Annotated in this window: 19 protein-coding genes; 11 read left to right on the top strand and 8 right to left on the bottom strand. The window is 49.0% G+C overall.

The window, feature by feature from the left end; genetic code table 11:
* Nucleotides 1–54 precede the first annotated feature (54 nt).
* Nucleotides 55–402: a hypothetical protein gene (locus ACY430_RS02975; protein WP_462137402.1), complete on the top strand. Its 348-nt coding sequence runs from the start codon at nucleotides 55–57 to the stop codon at nucleotides 400–402.
* On the opposite strand, the gene ACY430_RS02970 is transcribed toward ACY430_RS02975, so the two are convergent.
* From ACY430_RS02970 to uvrA, 6 genes are read right to left on the bottom strand one after another with little or no spacing between them, the layout of a single operon-like run.
* On the bottom strand, nucleotides 403–1,488 hold the full coding sequence (locus ACY430_RS02970) for an alpha-hydroxy acid oxidase (protein ID WP_462137401.1): 1,086 nt from the start codon (nucleotides 1,486–1,488) through the stop codon (nucleotides 403–405).
* An 18-nt stretch (nucleotides 1,489–1,506) separates the two neighbouring features.
* A complete protein-coding gene (mqnE, locus tag ACY430_RS02965) occupies nucleotides 1,507–2,613 on the bottom strand; it encodes an aminofutalosine synthase MqnE (RefSeq protein ID WP_462137400.1) in 1,107 nt (368 codons plus the stop codon).
* Complete coding sequence (locus tag ACY430_RS02960; RefSeq protein ID WP_462137399.1) at nucleotides 2,589–4,358, bottom strand: menaquinone biosynthesis decarboxylase; 1,770 nt, start codon at nucleotides 4,356–4,358, stop codon at nucleotides 2,589–2,591. Before ACY430_RS02960 ends, mqnE begins: the two co-directional genes overlap by 25 nt.
* Nucleotides 4,355–4,906, bottom strand: a complete 552-nt coding sequence (locus ACY430_RS02955) for a UbiX family flavin prenyltransferase (protein WP_462137398.1) — start codon at nucleotides 4,904–4,906, stop codon at nucleotides 4,355–4,357. Before ACY430_RS02955 ends, ACY430_RS02960 begins: the two co-directional genes overlap by 4 nt.
* 12 nt (nucleotides 4,907–4,918) lie before the next feature.
* A complete protein-coding gene (locus tag ACY430_RS02950) occupies nucleotides 4,919–5,755 on the bottom strand; it encodes a 4-hydroxybenzoate octaprenyltransferase (RefSeq protein WP_462137397.1) in 837 nt (278 codons plus the stop codon).
* Complete coding sequence (gene uvrA / locus ACY430_RS02945) at nucleotides 5,752–8,538, bottom strand: excinuclease ABC subunit UvrA (RefSeq protein WP_462137396.1); 2,787 nt, start codon at nucleotides 8,536–8,538, stop codon at nucleotides 5,752–5,754. Before uvrA ends, ACY430_RS02950 begins: the two co-directional genes overlap by 4 nt.
* A gap of 83 nt (nucleotides 8,539–8,621) precedes the next feature.
* Here uvrA and ACY430_RS02940 point away from each other — a divergent pair, with 83 nt between their 5' ends.
* On the top strand, nucleotides 8,622–8,888 hold the full coding sequence (locus tag ACY430_RS02940; protein WP_462137395.1) for a helix-turn-helix domain-containing protein: 267 nt from the start codon (nucleotides 8,622–8,624) through the stop codon (nucleotides 8,886–8,888).
* A 3-nt stretch (nucleotides 8,889–8,891) separates the two neighbouring features.
* A complete protein-coding gene (locus ACY430_RS02935; protein WP_462137394.1) occupies nucleotides 8,892–9,980 on the top strand; it encodes a hypothetical protein in 1,089 nt (362 codons plus the stop codon).
* A 5-nt stretch (nucleotides 9,981–9,985) separates the two neighbouring features.
* Here the strand turns inward: ACY430_RS02935 and ACY430_RS02930 are convergent, their stop codons facing one another.
* On the bottom strand, nucleotides 9,986–10,843 hold the full coding sequence (locus ACY430_RS02930; RefSeq protein WP_462137393.1) for a DNA-methyltransferase: 858 nt from the start codon (nucleotides 10,841–10,843) through the stop codon (nucleotides 9,986–9,988).
* A gap of 110 nt (nucleotides 10,844–10,953) precedes the next feature.
* Between ACY430_RS02930 and ACY430_RS02925 the strand changes: the two genes are divergently transcribed.
* Genes ACY430_RS02925 through pdxA form a run of 4 tightly spaced genes read left to right on the top strand, consistent with a single transcriptional unit; the run spans nucleotide 10,954 to nucleotide 14,392 of the window.
* A complete protein-coding gene (locus ACY430_RS02925; protein WP_462137392.1) occupies nucleotides 10,954–12,201 on the top strand; it encodes a serine hydroxymethyltransferase in 1,248 nt (415 codons plus the stop codon).
* On the top strand, nucleotides 12,198–12,674 hold the full coding sequence (gene nrdR / locus ACY430_RS02920; RefSeq protein ID WP_462137391.1) for a transcriptional regulator NrdR: 477 nt from the start codon (nucleotides 12,198–12,200) through the stop codon (nucleotides 12,672–12,674). Before ACY430_RS02925 ends, nrdR begins: the two co-directional genes overlap by 4 nt.
* Nucleotides 12,667–13,440 carry a TatD family hydrolase gene (locus tag ACY430_RS02915; protein WP_462137390.1) on the top strand — a complete coding sequence of 258 codons (774 nt, stop codon included), beginning with the start codon at nucleotides 12,667–12,669 and terminating at the stop codon, nucleotides 13,438–13,440. Before nrdR ends, ACY430_RS02915 begins: the two co-directional genes overlap by 8 nt.
* 4 nt (nucleotides 13,441–13,444) lie before the next feature.
* Entirely contained in the window at nucleotides 13,445–14,392 is a 948-nt protein-coding gene (pdxA, locus tag ACY430_RS02910; protein WP_462137389.1) for a 4-hydroxythreonine-4-phosphate dehydrogenase PdxA, read from the top strand.
* On the opposite strand, the gene ACY430_RS02905 is transcribed toward pdxA, so the two are convergent.
* Nucleotides 14,385–15,092, bottom strand: a complete 708-nt coding sequence (locus ACY430_RS02905) for a glycosyltransferase (protein WP_462137388.1) — start codon at nucleotides 15,090–15,092, stop codon at nucleotides 14,385–14,387. The two genes, pdxA and ACY430_RS02905, sit on opposite strands and share 8 nt — an antisense overlap.
* An 89-nt stretch (nucleotides 15,093–15,181) precedes the next feature.
* Here ACY430_RS02905 and ACY430_RS02900 point away from each other — a divergent pair, with 89 nt between their 5' ends.
* Genes ACY430_RS02900 through nuoD form a run of 4 tightly spaced genes read left to right on the top strand, consistent with a single transcriptional unit; the run spans nucleotide 15,182 to nucleotide 17,730 of the window.
* Nucleotides 15,182–15,538, top strand: a complete 357-nt coding sequence (locus ACY430_RS02900) for an NADH-quinone oxidoreductase subunit A (protein WP_462137387.1) — start codon at nucleotides 15,182–15,184, stop codon at nucleotides 15,536–15,538.
* Complete coding sequence (locus ACY430_RS02895; RefSeq protein WP_462137470.1) at nucleotides 15,535–16,014, top strand: NADH-quinone oxidoreductase subunit B; 480 nt, start codon at nucleotides 15,535–15,537, stop codon at nucleotides 16,012–16,014. Before ACY430_RS02900 ends, ACY430_RS02895 begins: the two co-directional genes overlap by 4 nt.
* Entirely contained in the window at nucleotides 16,011–16,520 is a 510-nt protein-coding gene (locus ACY430_RS02890) for an NADH-quinone oxidoreductase subunit C (RefSeq protein WP_462137386.1), read from the top strand. The genes ACY430_RS02895 and ACY430_RS02890 overlap by 4 nt, the downstream gene beginning before the upstream one ends.
* Before the next feature lie 49 nt (nucleotides 16,521–16,569).
* Nucleotides 16,570–17,730, top strand: a complete 1,161-nt coding sequence (gene nuoD, locus ACY430_RS02885; protein WP_462137469.1) for an NADH dehydrogenase (quinone) subunit D — start codon at nucleotides 16,570–16,572, stop codon at nucleotides 17,728–17,730.
* Nucleotides 17,731–17,747 lie beyond the last annotated feature (17 nt).

The raw sequence follows: 17,747 nt of genomic DNA, 5'->3' as shown, positions 1-17,747 counted from the left end.
AATTGTATAGTTCAGTTATATTAAATCCAAGCCAAACACGGGAGGTGGCATGAAATGCTCAGAGACAGAAGGATTGACTTCGGCGACCCGCCGCAAAAGGAGTGGGATATTCTCAAAGAGAAAGTTGGAGACGGCATCGAGTATATGTTGCCGGACTCCCAGAGATGGTTTCTCGCAAGAGTTGAAGGAGACGGCATAAGAATCAGCGCCGCCGAAAGAAACGTTCGTCCGCTTTCGGATCCGTCCGAGCCGCTTATTGATTTAAAGGAGTTCAGCGTCGTTGCCGGTGCTTACAACGGAACCCTTTTCGGGGGGATAAGCAACCTGCAACCCAAACTTAACGCGCAGAAACAAAGCCCTAATATGCGCTACATCTTTATGCTGATTTACAATTTGTTGTGATTAGAAAAGAATTTCTTTTCCTTTCTTTTTAATCTCGTCAACTGAGCAAAAACCGCAGAGCATCATCGCTTTGTCAAACTCCGTACGGAGGATTTCAAGAATTTGGCGGACGCCTTCCCCGCCGTCCGCGGCCAGGCCCCACAGAACAGGCCTTCCGACTAAAACCGCATCCGCTCCGAGCGCGAGCGCTTTGAAAACATCGGTTCCCCGCCGCACTCCGCCGTCCACAAGCAGGGTTCCCTTTCCGTCCATCGCTTCGGCAATGTCGGGCAGAGCGTCTATTGTTGCCGGGCTCGTGTCCAACTGCCTGCCTCCGTGATTGGAGACCACAACGCCCGCCGCGCCGTTTTCAAGCGCGAGTTTCGCGTCTTCGGGATGGACGACTCCCTTAACCAGAACGGGCAGTTTTGTTATGCCGCCGAGCCACGCTATGTCTTTCCACGAAAGGGAAGGGTCTATTGAGGATGCGAAATAGTTTCCAAGCCCCGAGCCGGTTTCCCCGCTCATTTTTTCTATATGCGCGGCGCTCATGTTTTTTATGGTAAGTCCTTCGGGCAGTTGAAAGTCGTTGCGCACATCGCGTTCGCGTGTTCCCAGAATCGGCGCGTCAACCGTAACTACAATGGCTTTGTAGTCCGCCGCCTCGGCTCTTCGCACAAGTTCCTCGGTTGCGGCGCGGTCTCTGTAAACATAGAGCTGGAAGAAAAGCGGCGCGGCCGTCTCTTTTTTCACGTCCTCAAGCGTGGTGTTTGAAAGCGTGCTCAAAATCATCAGCGTTTCCGCTTTGTCCGTTGCTCTCGCAGTCGCGCATTCCGCTTCTGGAGAAGCAAGCCCGTGAAAAGCGGTCGGCGCAACCAAAATCGGCATTGACGCCTTGCTCCCCAGAATATCAACGGACATATCCCGCTCCGAAACATCCACCATAACCCTGTAACGCAGTTTTATGCGGTTATACGCCTCCCGGTTGTCCGCGAGCGTGATTTCATCATGAGCCCCCGAAGCGTAATAGTCATAAAACATTTGCGGAAGTTTTTCTTTCGCTTTGCGGTGGAAGTCATTGATATTAATGAGTTTTTCAGATGTCATTTTTCAAGCCATTCACATTCAGTTATACACTCTCAACTCATTGTAGAGCGCGTCTCTTTCCACCGGAACATATCCGGCATTTTTAATCATATTAACCATAAAATTTCTGCTGTGTCCCAGTTCGGACGGCGCTCCGGCGTCGTGAATGATTTTTTCGCGCATAATCGTTCCATCCGCATCGCTCGCGCCGTAATGAAGCGCGACTTGCGCGGCTTTTTCGCCGAGCGTTATCCAATAAGCTTTGATGTGCGGAATGTTGTCCAGAAACAGACGTGCGGCGGCGTGAATTTTCATATCGTATGAAGCGGGGAAGGGCCGTATGTTGTCCAACCTCGTGTTTTCGGGCTGAAACAGAACCGGAATAAATGCGAAAAATCCCGGCGCTTCGTCCTCAATATTTCTGAGTCGCTCAAAATGGTCTATGACGTGAAACGGCTTTTCCAGATGGCCGTAAAGAATTGTGGCATTTGTTGGAATGTTCATACCGTGAGCGAGTTTGTGAATTTCTTCCCATCTGGTCGCCACGGTTTTTGGCGCGCAGATTTTTTTTCTGATTTCGGGATGCAGAATTTCCGCGCCGCCCCCCGTGAGCGCGTTCACTCCGGCATCTGTCAAATCCTCAAGCACGCGTTCAAGCGACTTGCCGCTTATTTCAGAAAACCAGTCAATTTCAACCGCTGTGAACGCTTTAATATGGCACCCGGGTTGCGCCTCCTTAATCGCCCGCACAATATCGAGATAGTGGTCAAACTCCCAATCGGGGTGAAGCCCGCCGACTATGTGGACTTCCCTCAAATCCTCGTGCAACATACCGACAATCTGCGGTATGGACATCTCATAAGAGTCCGCCGCTTTTTTTGTTTTTCCAAAAGCGCAGAACTTGCACGAAATGGCGCAGATGTTTGAAGGATTGATGTGCCGGTTGACGACAAAATAGACCTTGTTGCCGCTTCTTCTGCGTTTTATAAAATCCGCCATTATTCCGACCGTGTGCATGTCATCGGTTTCAAGCAGGCGGATGCCGTCATCAAACGAAATACGCTCTCCGGCTTCCACTTTTTTGAAAATGGGAAGCAGGGATTTGTCAACGCACAGCTTTTCTATAAGTTCCGGTAACTGTTCCACTTTTCAGACACTTTCGTTTTGATTTCAGGCGTCATTTCAGTAACCTCAGGATACCACTCCTTTTTTGTGGCGTCTATTCCCATGCGGCCCTCGCGTTTCATATCGGACCCGAAGCGGTTCATCTCTTCAAACTCCACATCAAGGCGCGGGTCAAAGCGCGTAAAAATTCCCCATATAAGTTCGGTGTCATCGTGTATGTCAATATCCGTGCTCACAAGAACCGCGATTCTGATTTTTTCAAAACCCGGAGTTTCAAAAATGCGCCTTATCAGCCCTTTGGGATTGCCTTTCACTTGAGCCACAAAAAATCCGCCCGCGAGTAAGCGCCAGTTTGTTATTTCCGGATGTTTTTCGCGCGGGTCGGGAACGGAAGAGCAGTATTCAAGGGGCGGTTTGCCGGGTTTTTTAACCGCGTTTATTCCCATTTTGCTTCCAACATTGAAACTTCCGCTTGTGAAGTCAAGCGTGTCAAGCGGCGCGGTGGGAATAAGCAGAAAATCATCGCAAGGGTCAAAGTTCTTTCCGACTTCTTCAAGTATCGCGGAAAAATCGCGCAGGTTGACATCTCCCGAAACCGTTATCATGCATTTTGTCAGTACGAGTTGCCCCGTGCCCCACAGCGCGAGCATGGATTTAACGGCGTTTTTTGGATATCTCTCGTCCACCTTGACAAAAAGAAGGTTGTGAAATCCCGCTTCGGGACACGCCCACATATCCTTTATTTCGGGATGGATAATTCTTATGAGCGGCGAGAACATTTCGCCCGCCGCGATTCCCAGATACATATCCTCTTGCGGCGGTTTGCCGACAACCGTGGCGGGAAAAACCGCGCCGTCCGCGAAAGTCATTCGGGATGCCTGAAAAACCGGAAAATCCGCCTGCATTGAATAGTGGCCGAAATGATCGCCGAACGGTCCTTCGGTGCGTCTGATATTTTTCGGGACGATTCCCTCAATTATCATTTCCGCTTCGGAGGGAATTTTTATTGACACGCTTTTGCCTTTCGTCATCGCCACCGCTCTGCGCCGCAGATAGCCCGAAAACGCGACTTCATCAATACCTTCGGGCAACGGGGCGATGGCGCTGAATATCAAAGCCGGGTCGCCGCCGAGCACAATTGCCGCTTCAAGGCCGCGCCCGAGTTTTTCCGCCTCGTCATAGTGCGCCGCGCCTCCTTTGTGCGCGTGCCAGTGCATTCCGGTGGTTTTCGAATCGTATATTTGAAGACGGTAAAGCCCCATGTTTCTCCTGCCTGAAACCGGGCTGTGAGTTATCACAAGCCCGAGGGTGATGAACCTTCCGCCGTCTTGGGGCCAGCATTTTATCGCCGGAAGTTTTTCAAGGTCGGGTGCGATTTCATTTTTTTGAACACGTGCGCCGCCCCACGAATTTGTTGTTCTCATTGACAGCGCGCGCGTCATTTTCGGTAGTGCGGAGAAAATTCCCCGCGCGGAAGGCGGGTTTATTTTTTCAAAAATTTCCACAATCTCCTCGCCGACATCACGCGGATTGCCGCCCAGAGCGGTTTCAATTCTTTCCCTGGAAGCAAAAAGGTTGATGGCGAGCGGAAACGGCGAGCCGTTCACATTTTCAAACAAAAGCGCGGGGCCGCCCTTTTTCATTTCGCGCGCGGCGATTTCAGTGATTTCAAGCTCGGGGTCAACTGCGGTTTTGATTCGCCTCAAATCCCCTTTTTTTTCAAGATGCGATATGTATTCGCGCAAGTTGCGGAAGGTGCTGCTCACTCAAGATCTCCATTGCGCCAGCCGTTCGGGTACTCGCCGGAAACAACGGAGAGAAGTTTTTCCACAAAGCCGCCCACCAGTTCCCCGGCGGTTTTTGCGCCTGAATAGTGCGGCGGGCTTATGGGCATTATGATTGCTCCGTATCCCGACAACCGGGCGGCGTTTTCAAGGGCAACGGTGCTGAGCGGAGTTTCTCTGAGGGCTATTATGAGTTTTCTTTTTTCTTTAAGCGCCACCTGAGCGGTTCTTGTTATAAGAGTGTCCGATATGCCGTTTGCTATTTTCGCGAGAGTGGAAACCGAACACGGCACGATTACCATTGAGTCAAAGTGATTGCTTCCCGAAGAAAAAGGGGATGCGAGGTCGGAATCGCTGAAGGTTTTTTTTACCCATTGCCCGAGTTCTTCAACCTTGACGTTAAGTTCCTCGTTCAAAACCGCTTTGCCCCATTTACTCGCGATCAGGTATTTGTCGCCTTCGCATTTGCGCAGAAAATCAACGGCGTAAACCGCGCCCGAAGCGCCTGTTATTCCCACTATTGTTCTCAAAATCCGCTAACCTCACGCAAAGTATATCCCGCAAACAGTAAAAACTAAAACAATTGCGCCCGCGCCTGCGTTGAGTTTGAAAAACGCAATATCCGTGTCTGACGCTTTTATGCGTTGAAGGGCAAAAACGGCGCAAAGCGCTCCAAGCGCCGCGAGTGAAAACGGGTTCATTCCGAATTCGCGCACTTGCAGGGCGATTAAGGGGAAAACTGAAAGAACATGAAGTGCGGTTGAAACCGACAGCGCTTTTTCCCTTCCGAGCGACAAAACGATTGAGCGCAGTCCGTTTTGTTTGTCAAAATCCTCGTCCGCCATTGAATAAATAATGTCAAAACCCGTAACCCAGAAAAGGGTGAAAACACCGAGCATTAAGGGGACAAAAATGTCGTCAAAAGAGCAGTGAACCGCCACCCATCCGCCTGCCGGAGCCAGCGCGAGCGCGGCGCCGACTCCGAAATGGCACAGGGGCGTTACCCGTTTCAAATAAGGGTAGGCAACGAACATGGCTACGGGTATGGGCGAAAGAAAAAAAACAAGCGGGCATATCATGTAAGCGGACGCGAAATAGACCGCGAGCCCGCCGCCGGCAACCGCATATGCTTCGGTTTTACTTATTCTTCCGGCCGGAATCGCCCTGTTTTTTGTCCGCGGATTTTTTGCATCAATTTGAGCGTCAACGATTCTGTTAATTGCCATTGCGGCGGTTCTTGCCCCCGCAGCCGCGCATAGGATAAGCAAAACCGTTTGTGTGTCCGGAATGGAGCGAGCGGCAAAAAGCGCGCCCGCGAGCACCATCGGCAGGGAAAAAAGCGTGTGCTCAAATTTTACAAACGAAAAATATTTTTTCATTTCAGTTTTTCAAGAAGGGGCTTCAAAAATTTGCCGGTTTCGGATTTTTTATTTTTCGCCACCTGTTCGGGAGTTCCCTCAGCCACTATTTCCCCGCCGTTTTCCCCGCCTTCGGGACCGAGGTCTATTATGTGTGAGGCGGTTTTTATTATTTCCGGATTGTGTTCAATCACCACGACTGAATTTCCGGCGGAAATCAGTTTTTCAAGCACGGAGAGCAGCTTTCTCACATCTTCCATATGCAGCCCTATGGACGGCTCGTCAAGAATGTAAAGAATGTTTTCCCCGTCTTTTCTTGAAAGTTCGCGGACTATTTTTATTCTTTGCGCCTCTCCGCCTGAAAGAGTTGTCGCGGGCTGTCCGAGACGCAAATAACCCAGTCCCACATCAAGCAGTCCGTTAAGTTTTTTCACAATCGGGGGCGAATCCGAAAAGAATTGCGCCGCTTCGCTCACGGTCATATTCAAAACGTCATCTATATTTTTACCCCGGAATTTTGTTTCCAGAACCGCTGTTTTAAATCTTTTCCCCTCGCATTCGGGGCATATAACCGAAACATCGGCGAGAAAAAGCATCTCTATCTTCTGAACCCCTTCGCCTTCGCACGCCTCGCATCTGCCGCCCGGGATATTGAAGGAAAAATCTGATTGCGTAAGACCGTTTTCCTTCGCACCCGCGCTTGAAGACATCAGTTTGCGTATTGCGTCATATGCTTTTATGTATGTAACGGGGTTTGAACGGGAATTTTTTCCAACGGGCGACTGGTCAAGCATTACAACATCACGGACGGTTTCGGAGCCGATGATTTTTTCGCATTTGCCGGCGGCAAAGTTTTCTCCGTAGAGCGCGTTTGCCAGATTGTTGTGAAGAACGTCTTTTATAAGAGAACTTTTGCCTGACCCCGAAACTCCGGTTACGCAGACCAGTGTTCCCAGGGGTATGGAAACGTCTATATTTTTCAGGTTGTTTTCAGCGGCGCCGATGACGGTTATTTTTCCCGTGCGTTTTTTTTCGTTTCTCAGTGGAACGCTGATGGATTTTTCGCCTGAAAGATAAAGCCCCGTGTATGAGTGCCGCGCGCGCGAAATAAGTTTTCCCGCCGCGCCCTGATAGACAATCTCTCCCCCGTTTTCCCCCGTTTCTCTGCCAAGTTCAATTATGTAATCGGACTCTTTTATTATGTCCGGGTCGTGCTCAACGACTATGAGCGTGTTTCCCTTTTCTTTTATCCGTTTAATTATTGAAACCATATTGCGCGTGTCGCGCGGGTGCAGCCCAACGGACGGCTCATCAAGAATATAAAGAGTTTCAGTGAGCCCCGAACTAATCTGGCATGCGAGTGTGGCTCTCTGGGATTCCCCTCCGGAAAGTGTGCGAGTGAGGCGCGAAAGGGTTAGATATTCCAGCCCCACATCGTTCAAAAAACGGCAGCGATCTTGAATTTCTTTCAGTGCATCCGCCGCGAGTTTTATTTCATTTTTTGACAGAATTTTTGAAAGCGATTTTTCCGAGAAAAACTCAACAAGTTTCCCTATCGGCATCTCGCACAACTCGCTTATTCCGCGTCCGCCGATTTTTACCGCCGCCGCGAAGGGGCGGATTCTGTTTCCGCCGCATTCGCCGCAAACCCTTGCCGAGCGGTAGCGTGAAAGAAAAACACGGTTCTGCACCTTGTAGATTTTTTGTGCGATTTTTTTAAAAAATCCCCCGATTCCGCCGCGCGCGACTCCGACCGAGCCGTTTCCGTGAAAAATTAAATCCTTTTCCTCCGGTTTAAGTTTTGAAAAAGGAGAGTCGGGGTCAATTCCATTTTTTTCCGCGAGTTCAACAAGTTTTCTGCGCGCGAATCCAAAAGAAGGCCGGGCGAACGGCTCAACCGCGCCGCCCTTCAAACTTTTTGAATCGTCCGGAATTACAAGCGAGCGGTCAATTTCCAGCGTGTTTCCAAAACCGTTGCAATTTCCGCACGCGCCCTGAGGGCTGTTGAATGAAAAGATCGCCGGATACGGCTTTGAAAAAACCTGCCCGCACTTCGCGCACGAAAGCTCCCGCGTGAAAGAAAGAGGGGGTTTGTCTCCGGTGCGGATACAAACGGTTTCGCTTTCCCTGAAAGCGGTTTCCAGAGACTCAATCATTCGCGCCTGCGATTTTTTTGTGATTTTTATTCTGTCAACAACAACACCGCAACCGGGTGGAAGTTCGGTGTTTTCATCAATTTTGAAAACGCCTTCTTTTTCCGTGAACAGCCTCAAAAATCCCTTTTTAAGAAGCCTCTGCGCGGTTTCGCCTGCGGAAGGCGCGAAAAATATCAGCGCGCTCTCACCGCCGCCGGAATTTTCGCGGGACGGCAAAACCGCCTCCGCTATTGATTCGGGCGAATGTTTATTCGCTTCTTCGCCACAGTCAGGGCAGAACACTTTCCCCACACTCGCGAACAGCAGGCGCAGGTAGTCGTAAATTTCCGTTGTTGTGCCGAGCGTGGAGCGGTTGTTTTGAACCCGGTTTCTGTTCTCTATGGATATTGACGGCGGAAGGTTTTCAATCGCGTCAACATCCGGGCGGGCGGCGCGGTCAAGAAACTGCCGCGTGTAAGTTGAAAGGCATTGGATGTATTTCCTCATACTTTCGGAATGAATTGTGTTCACTGCGAGTGATGATTTGCCCGAACCGCTGAGTCCGGTCACAACGGTAAAACTGCCCGCAGGAATCTCAACATTGATGTTTTTGAGGTTGTTTTCCCGCGCGCCTTTCACAAGCAAAGGCGGTTTTGTGGTTTTTGCCACCCGTTTAACACTCCTTTGAATTTGTTAACTATAGGTTTTAATTGCGTTTCTTTCAAAGAGTCGATTGGTGATACGCAGGATTTATGCCAATTTGGAATATGCCACAAGGGAATAATACACTTTGCTTTGTGAAGTCAATTTACTCACGAGAACATCGTTATGCAGTTGAACAGTTGAAGAAAATTCGGCGGCAAAAGGGCTATACGCAAGGTCAAGTAGCGAAACTTCTCGGTACAACTCAGTCCTACATATCAAAGCTGGAGTCAGGTCAATTTCGTATAGATGTTGTTCTTTTGAAGTCATTTTCTCGAATCTACAAAAAAGATGTTTCTTTTTTTATTAAAAGGTAAGAAATGAACGATACTTCGAAATACAGCAAAGATGAAAAAGGTCCCACAAGTCTTTTTGAAGAGAATGTTCTTGAAGACTTCATGGACTATGCAGAGATAATCAAAACACATCAATGGATTGTTTCTGATAATCACGATTGCATTATCAGCCCAGACTGTGACGGTTTCTTGTGCGGTTTGTTGCTAACCACCCTGCTCAATTGGAGAATTGTCGGGGTCTATGATGGCAAGGCGTTGGCTATTAAGGATGGGATTGATTACCACGATTGCATTTTTATGGATTGCGAAGTTAACCGAGCAGGAGTCAAAAGTATTGGAAACCATCTTTTGGAATACAATCGTAGAATTCAACTCAGCAATCACAATTTTGGATGCTGTATTAACCCCAATCTTTTGAGGGGATTTGATGGAAAAGAATCATTTCAAAGAAAATATCCTTTTGGAACTATCCACTTGTTACTTTCTCTGTTGCAAGGTGGTGGAAAATTAGCGTCTGGGGACATTTGCCCACAAGCAATTGCACCACTTTTGTTTGCTGATGGAGTTTGCAATAACCTTTTTGGATATCCTGAAAACTGTTTGGACTGGATACATTATCTAGGCGCAAGCAACAAATCCCATATTCTCAATATTCTTCTGTGCAATAGTAACTTCACTTTCTATACAGCAATGAATGAATTGGAAAATTTTTTCAAGGTTCGTGACCAATACAATGCTTGTGGTTTTTTTGACGGAAACTTATTTGTTGAAGGGGGGCGAAACAAAAGGAGTGGTCACCAACTCAAAATAACGAATACTAAAGGTCAAATTATCAACATTGTTAATAGAAATGGTCTTTATGAAATACATATAAATGAAGCTGAAAGGATTAAAGGTTTCATCAATGAGCTTTCTTCTTTGACTGGGTGGAGTTATCAATCAAGTAAATGGAATTGCTGGGATGAGTTGCAAGTTACAGCGTTTAGCAAGGATATGCTTTCAAACAACGGAACGAGGTTGAACAATAAAACCTACGAGGATCTTTTTCTCAAAAATCCTTTCTCCCTTGCTATGACAGCAGGAGACAGAATTGAATATTCAATAGAAGTGTAAAGTTACTATCCCGCCATTTGAAGAGGTTTCTGGGTTTCTCTAATTCTTTGCTCTGCCAAGTTGCAATATTCTTTTTCAATATCAATGATAATAAAGTCTCTGCCCAACTGTTTGGCTGCAACAGCGGTAGAACCGCACCCTCCAAAGGGGTCGAGTACAATCCCATTTGGTGGACAGAAACACTGAATGAAATCATATGGAATTTGGTCGGGAAAGACCGCAGGGTGCTTCCTTTTAAGCGGGTTCTTATCTCCCGCCATCAAGTAGTTCCATATAGACCCCCTACATTTCGTTTTGTTTATTAATCTTGTTACGGTTTTTTGAGTGATTCCGTTTGTTTTCCTGCTCCCACTTCCAGTCATAACTTTTCCTCCATGTTTTGAAGGAATTTTCAGGGGGTTTTTATTGAAGTATTGAGGTTTCCTACCCTTAAGAAAGATTGGCATATACTCGTGGTCAATTCTGAATCTGTTCTTCCACCAAGCACCTTCCGAGCCGTGTTTTCTGTATATGACTGTCTCAAACAATTTTAGACCGATGTTGTCAACCCAATCAACTATAGTTCTAAATGATGTTAATGTTTTCCCAAAATCTTTGGTTTGGTCTTGAATAACCACAACAGCAATGCCACCATCCTTCAGTATGCGATTGATTTCCAGCCCTGTAGCATGAAGGTCAAACCTGCAGTTATGCTTATAGTCTCTTAATTGATCGTACGGTGGCGAAGTAACTATCAAATCAATTGAGTTGTCAGGAAGTTTTTGCAACTCTTGAACGGCATCTCCACACAAAACCTGATTAGTAGGTAGAAGACTCACGAACTTTCTCCCAAAAGTAAGATGAACATCTTGTTTGTCTTTCATTATAACCCATAGCACAAAGATAACTCAAACTACAAAACAAATGACTCGCATTTGCGAAAAGCGCGCAATTTTGTTAGCGTTGTAAAAAATTCATTTGGAGACACGGAACTTTGTCAATTCTTGAAAAAACAGACCCCGAAACCGCGGATGCCATCAGGCGCGAGTTAAAGCGCCAGGAAATCAAAATTGAGCTTATCGCATCTGAAAACTATGTCAGCCTCGCCGTGCTTGAAGCGCTCGGCAGTGTCCTGACAAACAAATATGCCGAGGGGCTTCCGGGCAAGAGATATTACGGCGGATGCGAGTTTGTTGACATCGCCGAAGACCTTGCGCGCGACAGAGTGAAAAAGATTTTCGGCGCGGACTGCGCCAACGTTCAGCCGCATTCAGGCGCACAGGCAAACATGGCGGTTTTCTTTTCGTGCATGAGCCCCGGAGACACATTTCTCGGAATGGATTTGGCGCACGGCGGCCATCTTACGCACGGCAGTAAAGTCAATTTTTCAGGGCGGTATTACAACGCGGTTTCCTATGGCGTGAGCCCCGGGACTTTTCTCATAGACTATGACGAGATCAGAGACCTCGCCCTTAAACACAACCCGAAACTGATTGTTGCCGGTTTCAGCGCGTATCCTCGGCAGCTTGATTTTAAGAAATTCCGCGAGATAGCGGACGAGGCGGGCTCGATGCTTATGGCGGACATCGCCCATCCCGCAGGGCTTGTGGCGGCGGGCATATATCCCGACCCCGTTCCGCATTGCGATTTTGTTACCACCACCACCCACAAAACCCTCAGAGGACCCAGAGGCGGTGTGATTATGATGAAAAGCGAGCATGAAAAAATTTTGAACGGCAGGGTTTTTCCCGGAGTGCAGGGCGGGCCGCTTATGCATGTTATTGCCGCCAAGGCGGTGGCTTTCGCCGAGGCTTTGAAACCTGATTTCAAGGAGTATCAGAAGCAGACACTCGCGAACTCGCGCGCGATGGCGGAGGGTCTTCAGGCGCGCGGTTTCAATCTGCTTTCGGGCGGAACGGACAACCATCTTATTCTCGTTGACCTTACGAACAAAAACATCACCGGCAAGGACGCCGAAGACTCTCTTGAGAAGGCGGGGCTTACGGTCAACAAAAACGCGATTCCGTTTGACGAACGGCCGCCTGCGGTTACAAGCGGCATTAGAATCGGCTCTCCGGCGGTTACGACACGCGGAATGAAAGAGGCGGAGATGGAAACAATCGCCGACTTGATTGACAGAGCTTTGCAAAACTCCGGGGATGACAAAAAACTTGCGGGCATAGCGGCGGAGTCGGCGGAGTTGTGCGGTAAATTTCCCATTTACGAGGGGATGAAGATTTGAAGTGCGTTTTCTGCATGGAAGACAACACAAGCGTTGTGGATTCGCGCAGTAATGAAGAAACGGCGGCCATACGGCGCAGAAGAGAGTGCGGGTCGTGCGGCAAAAGATTTACCACTTACGAGCGTCCGGAAGTGCGGATTTCAGTTGTCAAAAAAGGCGGGCGCAAAGAGGTTTTCCGCAGGGGAAAGATTTTTGACGGCGTAAAAAAGGCGTGCGTGAATCGCGGCATCACATCTGAAGAAATAGAAAACTTTGTGCTGAAAATAGAGGGGGAACTCGCGAGCAAGGGCGAGCGCGAAATTCTCGCTCATGACATTGGCGAGCAGATTATGAAAAACCTGCGCTCTCTGGACAAGGTTGCGTATTTGCGTTTCGCCTCGGTTTATAAATCTTTTGACGACGTGAACCAGTTTCTTGACGAGGTCAAAGAGCTTGCCGGCGGCACGGGCAAAAAAACCGGCGGAGATGGCTGATTTGCTGATAGACACGCATGCTCATTTGGAAATGCTGGGAGCGGGCGCGGCGCAGGCCGTTGAGCGCGCGGAAGCTGCGGGTGTGGGCAAAATTGTTTCCGTTTCAACAAAATACGAGACTGCGTTGCGAACGGTTGAAATCGCGCAACAGTTTGATTCAGTTTACGCGGGCGTGGGAATTCATCCCCATTCGGCTTCAACTTTTCAGGCGGACACGATAAAGACTTTCTCCGAAATGGCTTCAAGCGAAAAGGTTGTCGCCATAGGGGAAACGGGGCTTGATTATCACTATATGAAGTCGCCGCGTGAAATTCAGATTGAATCATTTGAAGCGCATGTTGAGATGGCGGGGCAGTTAAAATTGCCGTTTGTTGTTCACGTGCGGGATTCCGAAGACGATGTTGCCGGGATTTTGAAAAATGCGGACTGTGGAGATAAACCGGGTGTTATACACTGCTTTTCGGGAACCTACGAAACCGCGAGAAGGTTTCTTGATATGGATTTTTTTATCTCTTTTTCGGGGATTTTGACTTTCAAAAACGCCCCCGAAGTGCGCGAAGCGGCAAAAAGAATCCCGTCCGACAGGATTCTTATTGAGACCGATTCGCCTTATCTCGCACCCGTTCCGATGAGAGGAAAGGACAACGAACCCGCTTTTGTGCGGCACGTGTTTGAGACACTCGCGGAAGTCAGGGAGACTCCGCACGAAGAGATGCGGGAATTGCTTTTTCGCAACACTCTGGAACTTTTTCCGCGCCTGAACTAATCCCATGTCCGGCAAACCTAAAATAGCGGTAACTCTTGGAGACCCGTGCGGAATTGGTCCCGAAATTGTCGCAAAGGTTGTTTCCTCTGAAGAGACAAGGCGGATATGCGAGCCGATTATTTTTGGCGGCGAAGATATTTTTTCAAAGGCGTGCGAACTTGTTTCCGCAAGTAAAAATGGAATTGAAGTTGTGGACTGTGAAGGTCCCAGTTTTGACGATTTGCGCCCCGGTGAAATTGATCCCAGGGCGGGGTTGCAGTCGCTCTCGGCGATAGAGAAAGCGGTTGAATACGCGAATTCCGGGCATGTGGACGCAGTGGTTACGGCTCCAATTAACAAAAAAGCCATTCAGCTTGCCGGTTCCCCGTATCCGGGGCACACGGAGATGCTCAAAGATCTGACGGGCTCGGAAAATGCGGTAATGATGTTTGAAAGCGGGGATTTCAGGGTTGCGCTTGTTACGGTTCATTGCGCGCTTAAAGACGTGCCCTCACTCGTGACGGAAGACTCCGTTTTTAACACTATAAGCGTCTGCGCCGCCGAACTTGAAGACAGGTTCGGCATAGAATCCCCGAAGTTTGTGGTTTGCGGACTCAACCCTCACGCCGGGGAAAACGGCGAGTTCGGCTCGGAAGAAATTGAGCATATTGCGCCTGCGGTGCTAAGGGCATCAGCCGCAGGGGTGGACATTTCCGGGCCGCTTCCGGCGGATTCGGTTTTTTACGGAGCGGTTGAGGGCAAGTGGGACGTTGTCATCGCGATGTATCACGACCAGGGGCTTGCCCCGTTCAAGATGCTGTCTTTTTACAGGGGCGTGAATATAACGCTCGGGCTTCCGATTGTCAGAACTTCTCCCGACCACGGAACTGCATTTGACATAGCGTGGAGGGGAGTGGCGGACCCGCGCAGTATGCAGGAAGCGGTCAAAACCGCCGTTGGCCTCGTTAAATAATTCCCAATCGCAGTTTCAGAATGGTTTTTGCGAGCGAATAGCCGTAGATAATTCTGCGCGTGGAGGAGCCGTGAAGGCGTTTTGAAAATGACATCGGAATTTCCGAGAATGTGAAATCTGGGTGGTTTCTGTGGAGTTTGCACATAATTTCCTGATGAATGTCAAAGTGTTCACAGGTCAGGGAAAGGGATTTGATTTGAGCGCTTTTATAGAGTTTGAAGCTTGTTGACCAGTCTTTGCAGTCAATTTTCAGTATCGCCGAACACGCAATGTTGAGCCCGCGCGACATAATACGGTTGATTGTGGAGTCGTCCGAATGTCCGCCTTCCGTGTAGCGCGAGGCGATTACCATGTCGTTGGTTTCGCGCAAATCAAGCATGGCGGGAATTACTTCGGGTGGGTGGGAAAGGTCTCCGTCCATCAGTATTCCGTATTGAGAGTTCAGGTTGTTTATTCCGGTGCGCACGGCTCTGCCGTATCCGTCCACTCCGCCCCCGGTCGGCACGTAAACGGCGTTTTCAAACTCACGGCATAAATCCGGAGTTCCGTCCGTTGGGACGACCGTGTCCACAATAAGTATTTTGTGTGTGATTCCGTATTCTTCCAGAATTTTAGTAAGGTGCGGGAGAAGGATTTTAAGGTTCTCTTCCTCGCGCATACAGGTTATAAAAACGTTGAGTTCTGTTTGGGGGGAAGCCATTAGTTTTCGCGTCGCGCGCCTGCAAAACATTATACCGTTTCACTTTGCTTCTTGACAATCTTTGCGCGTAACTTAACATTTTCGCCGCAATGGAACACGGCTATGCTTCGATAGTTATCGCCTGGGCGCTGATAATAGGGCTCTCAGCCGCATTGCTTTTTTTCTCCGTCTTTCTCGGCAAGAAAAAGCCGGGGAAGGAAAAATCCTCGCCGTATGAATCCGGAATAACCCCGGTTGGCGAAGCTAGCGCAAAGTTCCCCGTACAGTACTATGTTATAGGCGCGCTTTTTATTCTTTTTGACATAGAAGCGGTTTTTCTTATTGCGTGGGCGGTTGTTGCGCGTGATCTCGGAGTTGTCGCGGCAATTGAGGCGGCAGTGTTTCTGCTTGTTATAGTTGCGGGATATTTTTATGTTTTGTTTAAAGGGGCTCTAAATTGGCGATGAACAGCGGCGGACTCCTGGGTGGAGACGGATTTATTTCAACAAAAGTCTCCGCTCTGGTGGATTGGTCAAGAAAAAACAGCTTGTGGCCCATGCCTTTGGGCACGGCTTGTTGCGCGATTGAAATGATGGGCGCTTTTGCCTCGCGCTATGACGTTTCGCGCTTCGGCGCGGAAGTTGCCAGATTTTCTCCGCGTCAGGCGGACCTTATGATAGTTTCGGGAACAATCACCTACAAAATGGCTTCGGTTTGCAGAAAAATATATGATCAAATGCCGGAGCCGAAATGGGTGATAGCGATGGGCTCATGCACTTGCGGCGGAGGCCCTTTTGACAGTTATGCGGTTGTCCAGGGGATAGATGAGTTTCTTCCGGTTGATGTTTACGTGGGCGGATGCCCGCCCCGCCCCGAAGCCCTGATAGACGCGATTATCAAGATACAGGAAAAAATTGAAAATGAAGGCGCGCCCCTTAAATGAGCATCGCCGATTCGGTTGAAAAAGCGCTTTCAGATATTTCCCTGTCGTCGGGCGAAATGAGGGGAGGGGAGCCGTTTTTTCTCGTCCGTTCCGATTCAATAAAAGAGGCGTGTCTAAAACTCAAAAACGAGTTGGACTTTGTCTATCTGTCCGATATAACCGCCGTGGACTGGCTCGGAGAAAGGGCGGGAGCGCGCTTTGAGGTGATTTACAACACCGTCCGATTTGACTCCGAATACAATGAGGAAGCGCGGATTTTCCTCAAAGCCGCCCTTGATGACCCGCCCGTCATCGCGTCCGTAACGCCTGTATGGAAAGCGGCGGACTGGCTTGAAAGAGAGATTTTTGACATGTTCGGAATAAGGTTCGGGGGGCATCCCAACCTGCGAAGGATTCTTCTCCCTGAAGATTTTGAGGGGTTTCCTTTGCGTAAGGATTTTGATGTGAGAAACAGAGAGCCGGCGAAACGGTCTTTTGAAAAAGCGCTTAAGGAAGGCAATTTCTGAAATGGAACGTGTTCAATTTGTTTCGGATGACCATCCGGACGGCAAAGAGATGATTTTGAACATGGGGCCCCAGCACCCCGCCACGCACGGGGTTCTGCGTATTGTTCTGAGCCTTGACGGCGAAGTCATCAAAAAAGCGACTCCTCACATCGGGTATTTGCACAGGGGGATAGAAAAACTTTGCGAAAACATTACCTATCAGCAGTGCATTCCCTATACCGACAGAATGGACTACATTGCGGCAATTTGCAGCAATATAGGGTTTGTTCTCGCGGTGGAAAAACTACTCGGTATTGAGGACGAGATCCCCGAAAGGGCGAAAACTGCCGAGGTCATTATGTTTGAACTTGGCAGAATAGAGTCTCACATGATAGGCATCGGCACGGGCGCGCTGGATTTGGGCGCGTTTACTGTTTTTATGTATTGCTTCAAAGAGCGGGAGAGGATTTACGACATTCTTGAAATGGTTTGCGGCGCGAGACTGACAACTTCGTATCCGAGGGTCGGCGGGCTTCCGAAGGATTTGCCGGACGGTTTTGAAAAAGCCGTGAACAATTTCACCGCCGAATTTCCGAAAACCCTGGACGATGTTGACAAACTCCTGACGAAAAACGCCATTTGGCTGAAGAGAACAAAGGGCATCGGTTTCATAAGCGCCGAAGACGCGATTGACCTGGGGCTTTCGGGACCGACTTTGAGAGGCAGCGGAGTCGCGTTTGATTTACGCAAATCAAAACCGTATCTCGGCTATGAAAACTACGATTTTGACATTCCAATCGGTGAAGACGGGGATTCGTATTCCCGTTATCTGTGCAGAATGGAGGAGTGCCGCCAGAGCGTAAGAATTATCCAACAGGCGATAGACAACCTGCCGGACGGCCGTTACATAGCCGATTTGCCGGAAATTGTTCTTCCCGAAAAAGAGGATGTTTACACAAAAATGGAATCGCTAATCCGCCATTTTGTTCTCGTGTATGACGGCTTTTCCCCGCCGGAAGGCGAGGCGTATCATGCGGTTGAAAATCCCAAAGGAGAGCTTGGATACCACCTTGTGAGCGACGGCACGAAACAGCCGTACCGCATGCGCGTTCGTCCCCCTTCATTTGTGAATCTCCAGGCGCTGGGACCGATGCTTGAAGGCGCGATGCTTGGCGATGTGGTTTCCGCGCTCGGAAGTATTGATATTGTGCTCGGAGAGGTGGACAGGTGAAAAAAAACCGAAGTTTA

It is taken from the genome of Candidatus Mycalebacterium sp., assembly GCF_977828045.1.
This window is presented reverse-complemented; position numbering and strand designations above follow the sequence as displayed.

Bases quoted from the DNA above. Each gene is read 5' to 3' on its own strand.
- ACY430_RS02975 (WP_462137402.1), top strand. From the start codon at position 55: ATGCTCAGAGACAGAAGGATTGACTTCGGCGACCCGCCGCAAAAGGAG.
- ACY430_RS02970 (WP_462137401.1), bottom strand. From the start codon at position 1,488: ATGACATCTGAAAAACTCATTAATATCAATGACTTCCACCGCAAAGCG.
- ACY430_RS02950 (WP_462137397.1), bottom strand. From the start codon at position 5,755: ATGAAAAAATATTTTTCGTTTGTAAAATTTGAGCACACGCTTTTTTCC.
- ACY430_RS02940 (WP_462137395.1), top strand. From the start codon at position 8,622: ATGCCAATTTGGAATATGCCACAAGGGAATAATACACTTTGCTTTGTG.
- ACY430_RS02935 (WP_462137394.1), top strand. From the start codon at position 8,892: ATGAACGATACTTCGAAATACAGCAAAGATGAAAAAGGTCCCACAAGT.
- ACY430_RS02930 (WP_462137393.1), bottom strand. From the start codon at position 10,843: ATGAAAGACAAACAAGATGTTCATCTTACTTTTGGGAGAAAGTTCGTG.
- ACY430_RS02915 (WP_462137390.1), top strand. From the start codon at position 12,667: ATGGCTGATTTGCTGATAGACACGCATGCTCATTTGGAAATGCTGGGA.
- pdxA (WP_462137389.1), top strand. From the start codon at position 13,445: ATGTCCGGCAAACCTAAAATAGCGGTAACTCTTGGAGACCCGTGCGGA.
- ACY430_RS02905 (WP_462137388.1), bottom strand. From the start codon at position 15,092: ATGGCTTCCCCCCAAACAGAACTCAACGTTTTTATAACCTGTATGCGC.
- ACY430_RS02900 (WP_462137387.1), top strand. From the start codon at position 15,182: ATGGAACACGGCTATGCTTCGATAGTTATCGCCTGGGCGCTGATAATA.
- ACY430_RS02895 (WP_462137470.1), top strand. From the start codon at position 15,535: ATGAACAGCGGCGGACTCCTGGGTGGAGACGGATTTATTTCAACAAAA.
- ACY430_RS02890 (WP_462137386.1), top strand. From the start codon at position 16,011: ATGAGCATCGCCGATTCGGTTGAAAAAGCGCTTTCAGATATTTCCCTG.
- nuoD (WP_462137469.1), top strand. From the start codon at position 16,570: ATGATTTTGAACATGGGGCCCCAGCACCCCGCCACGCACGGGGTTCTG.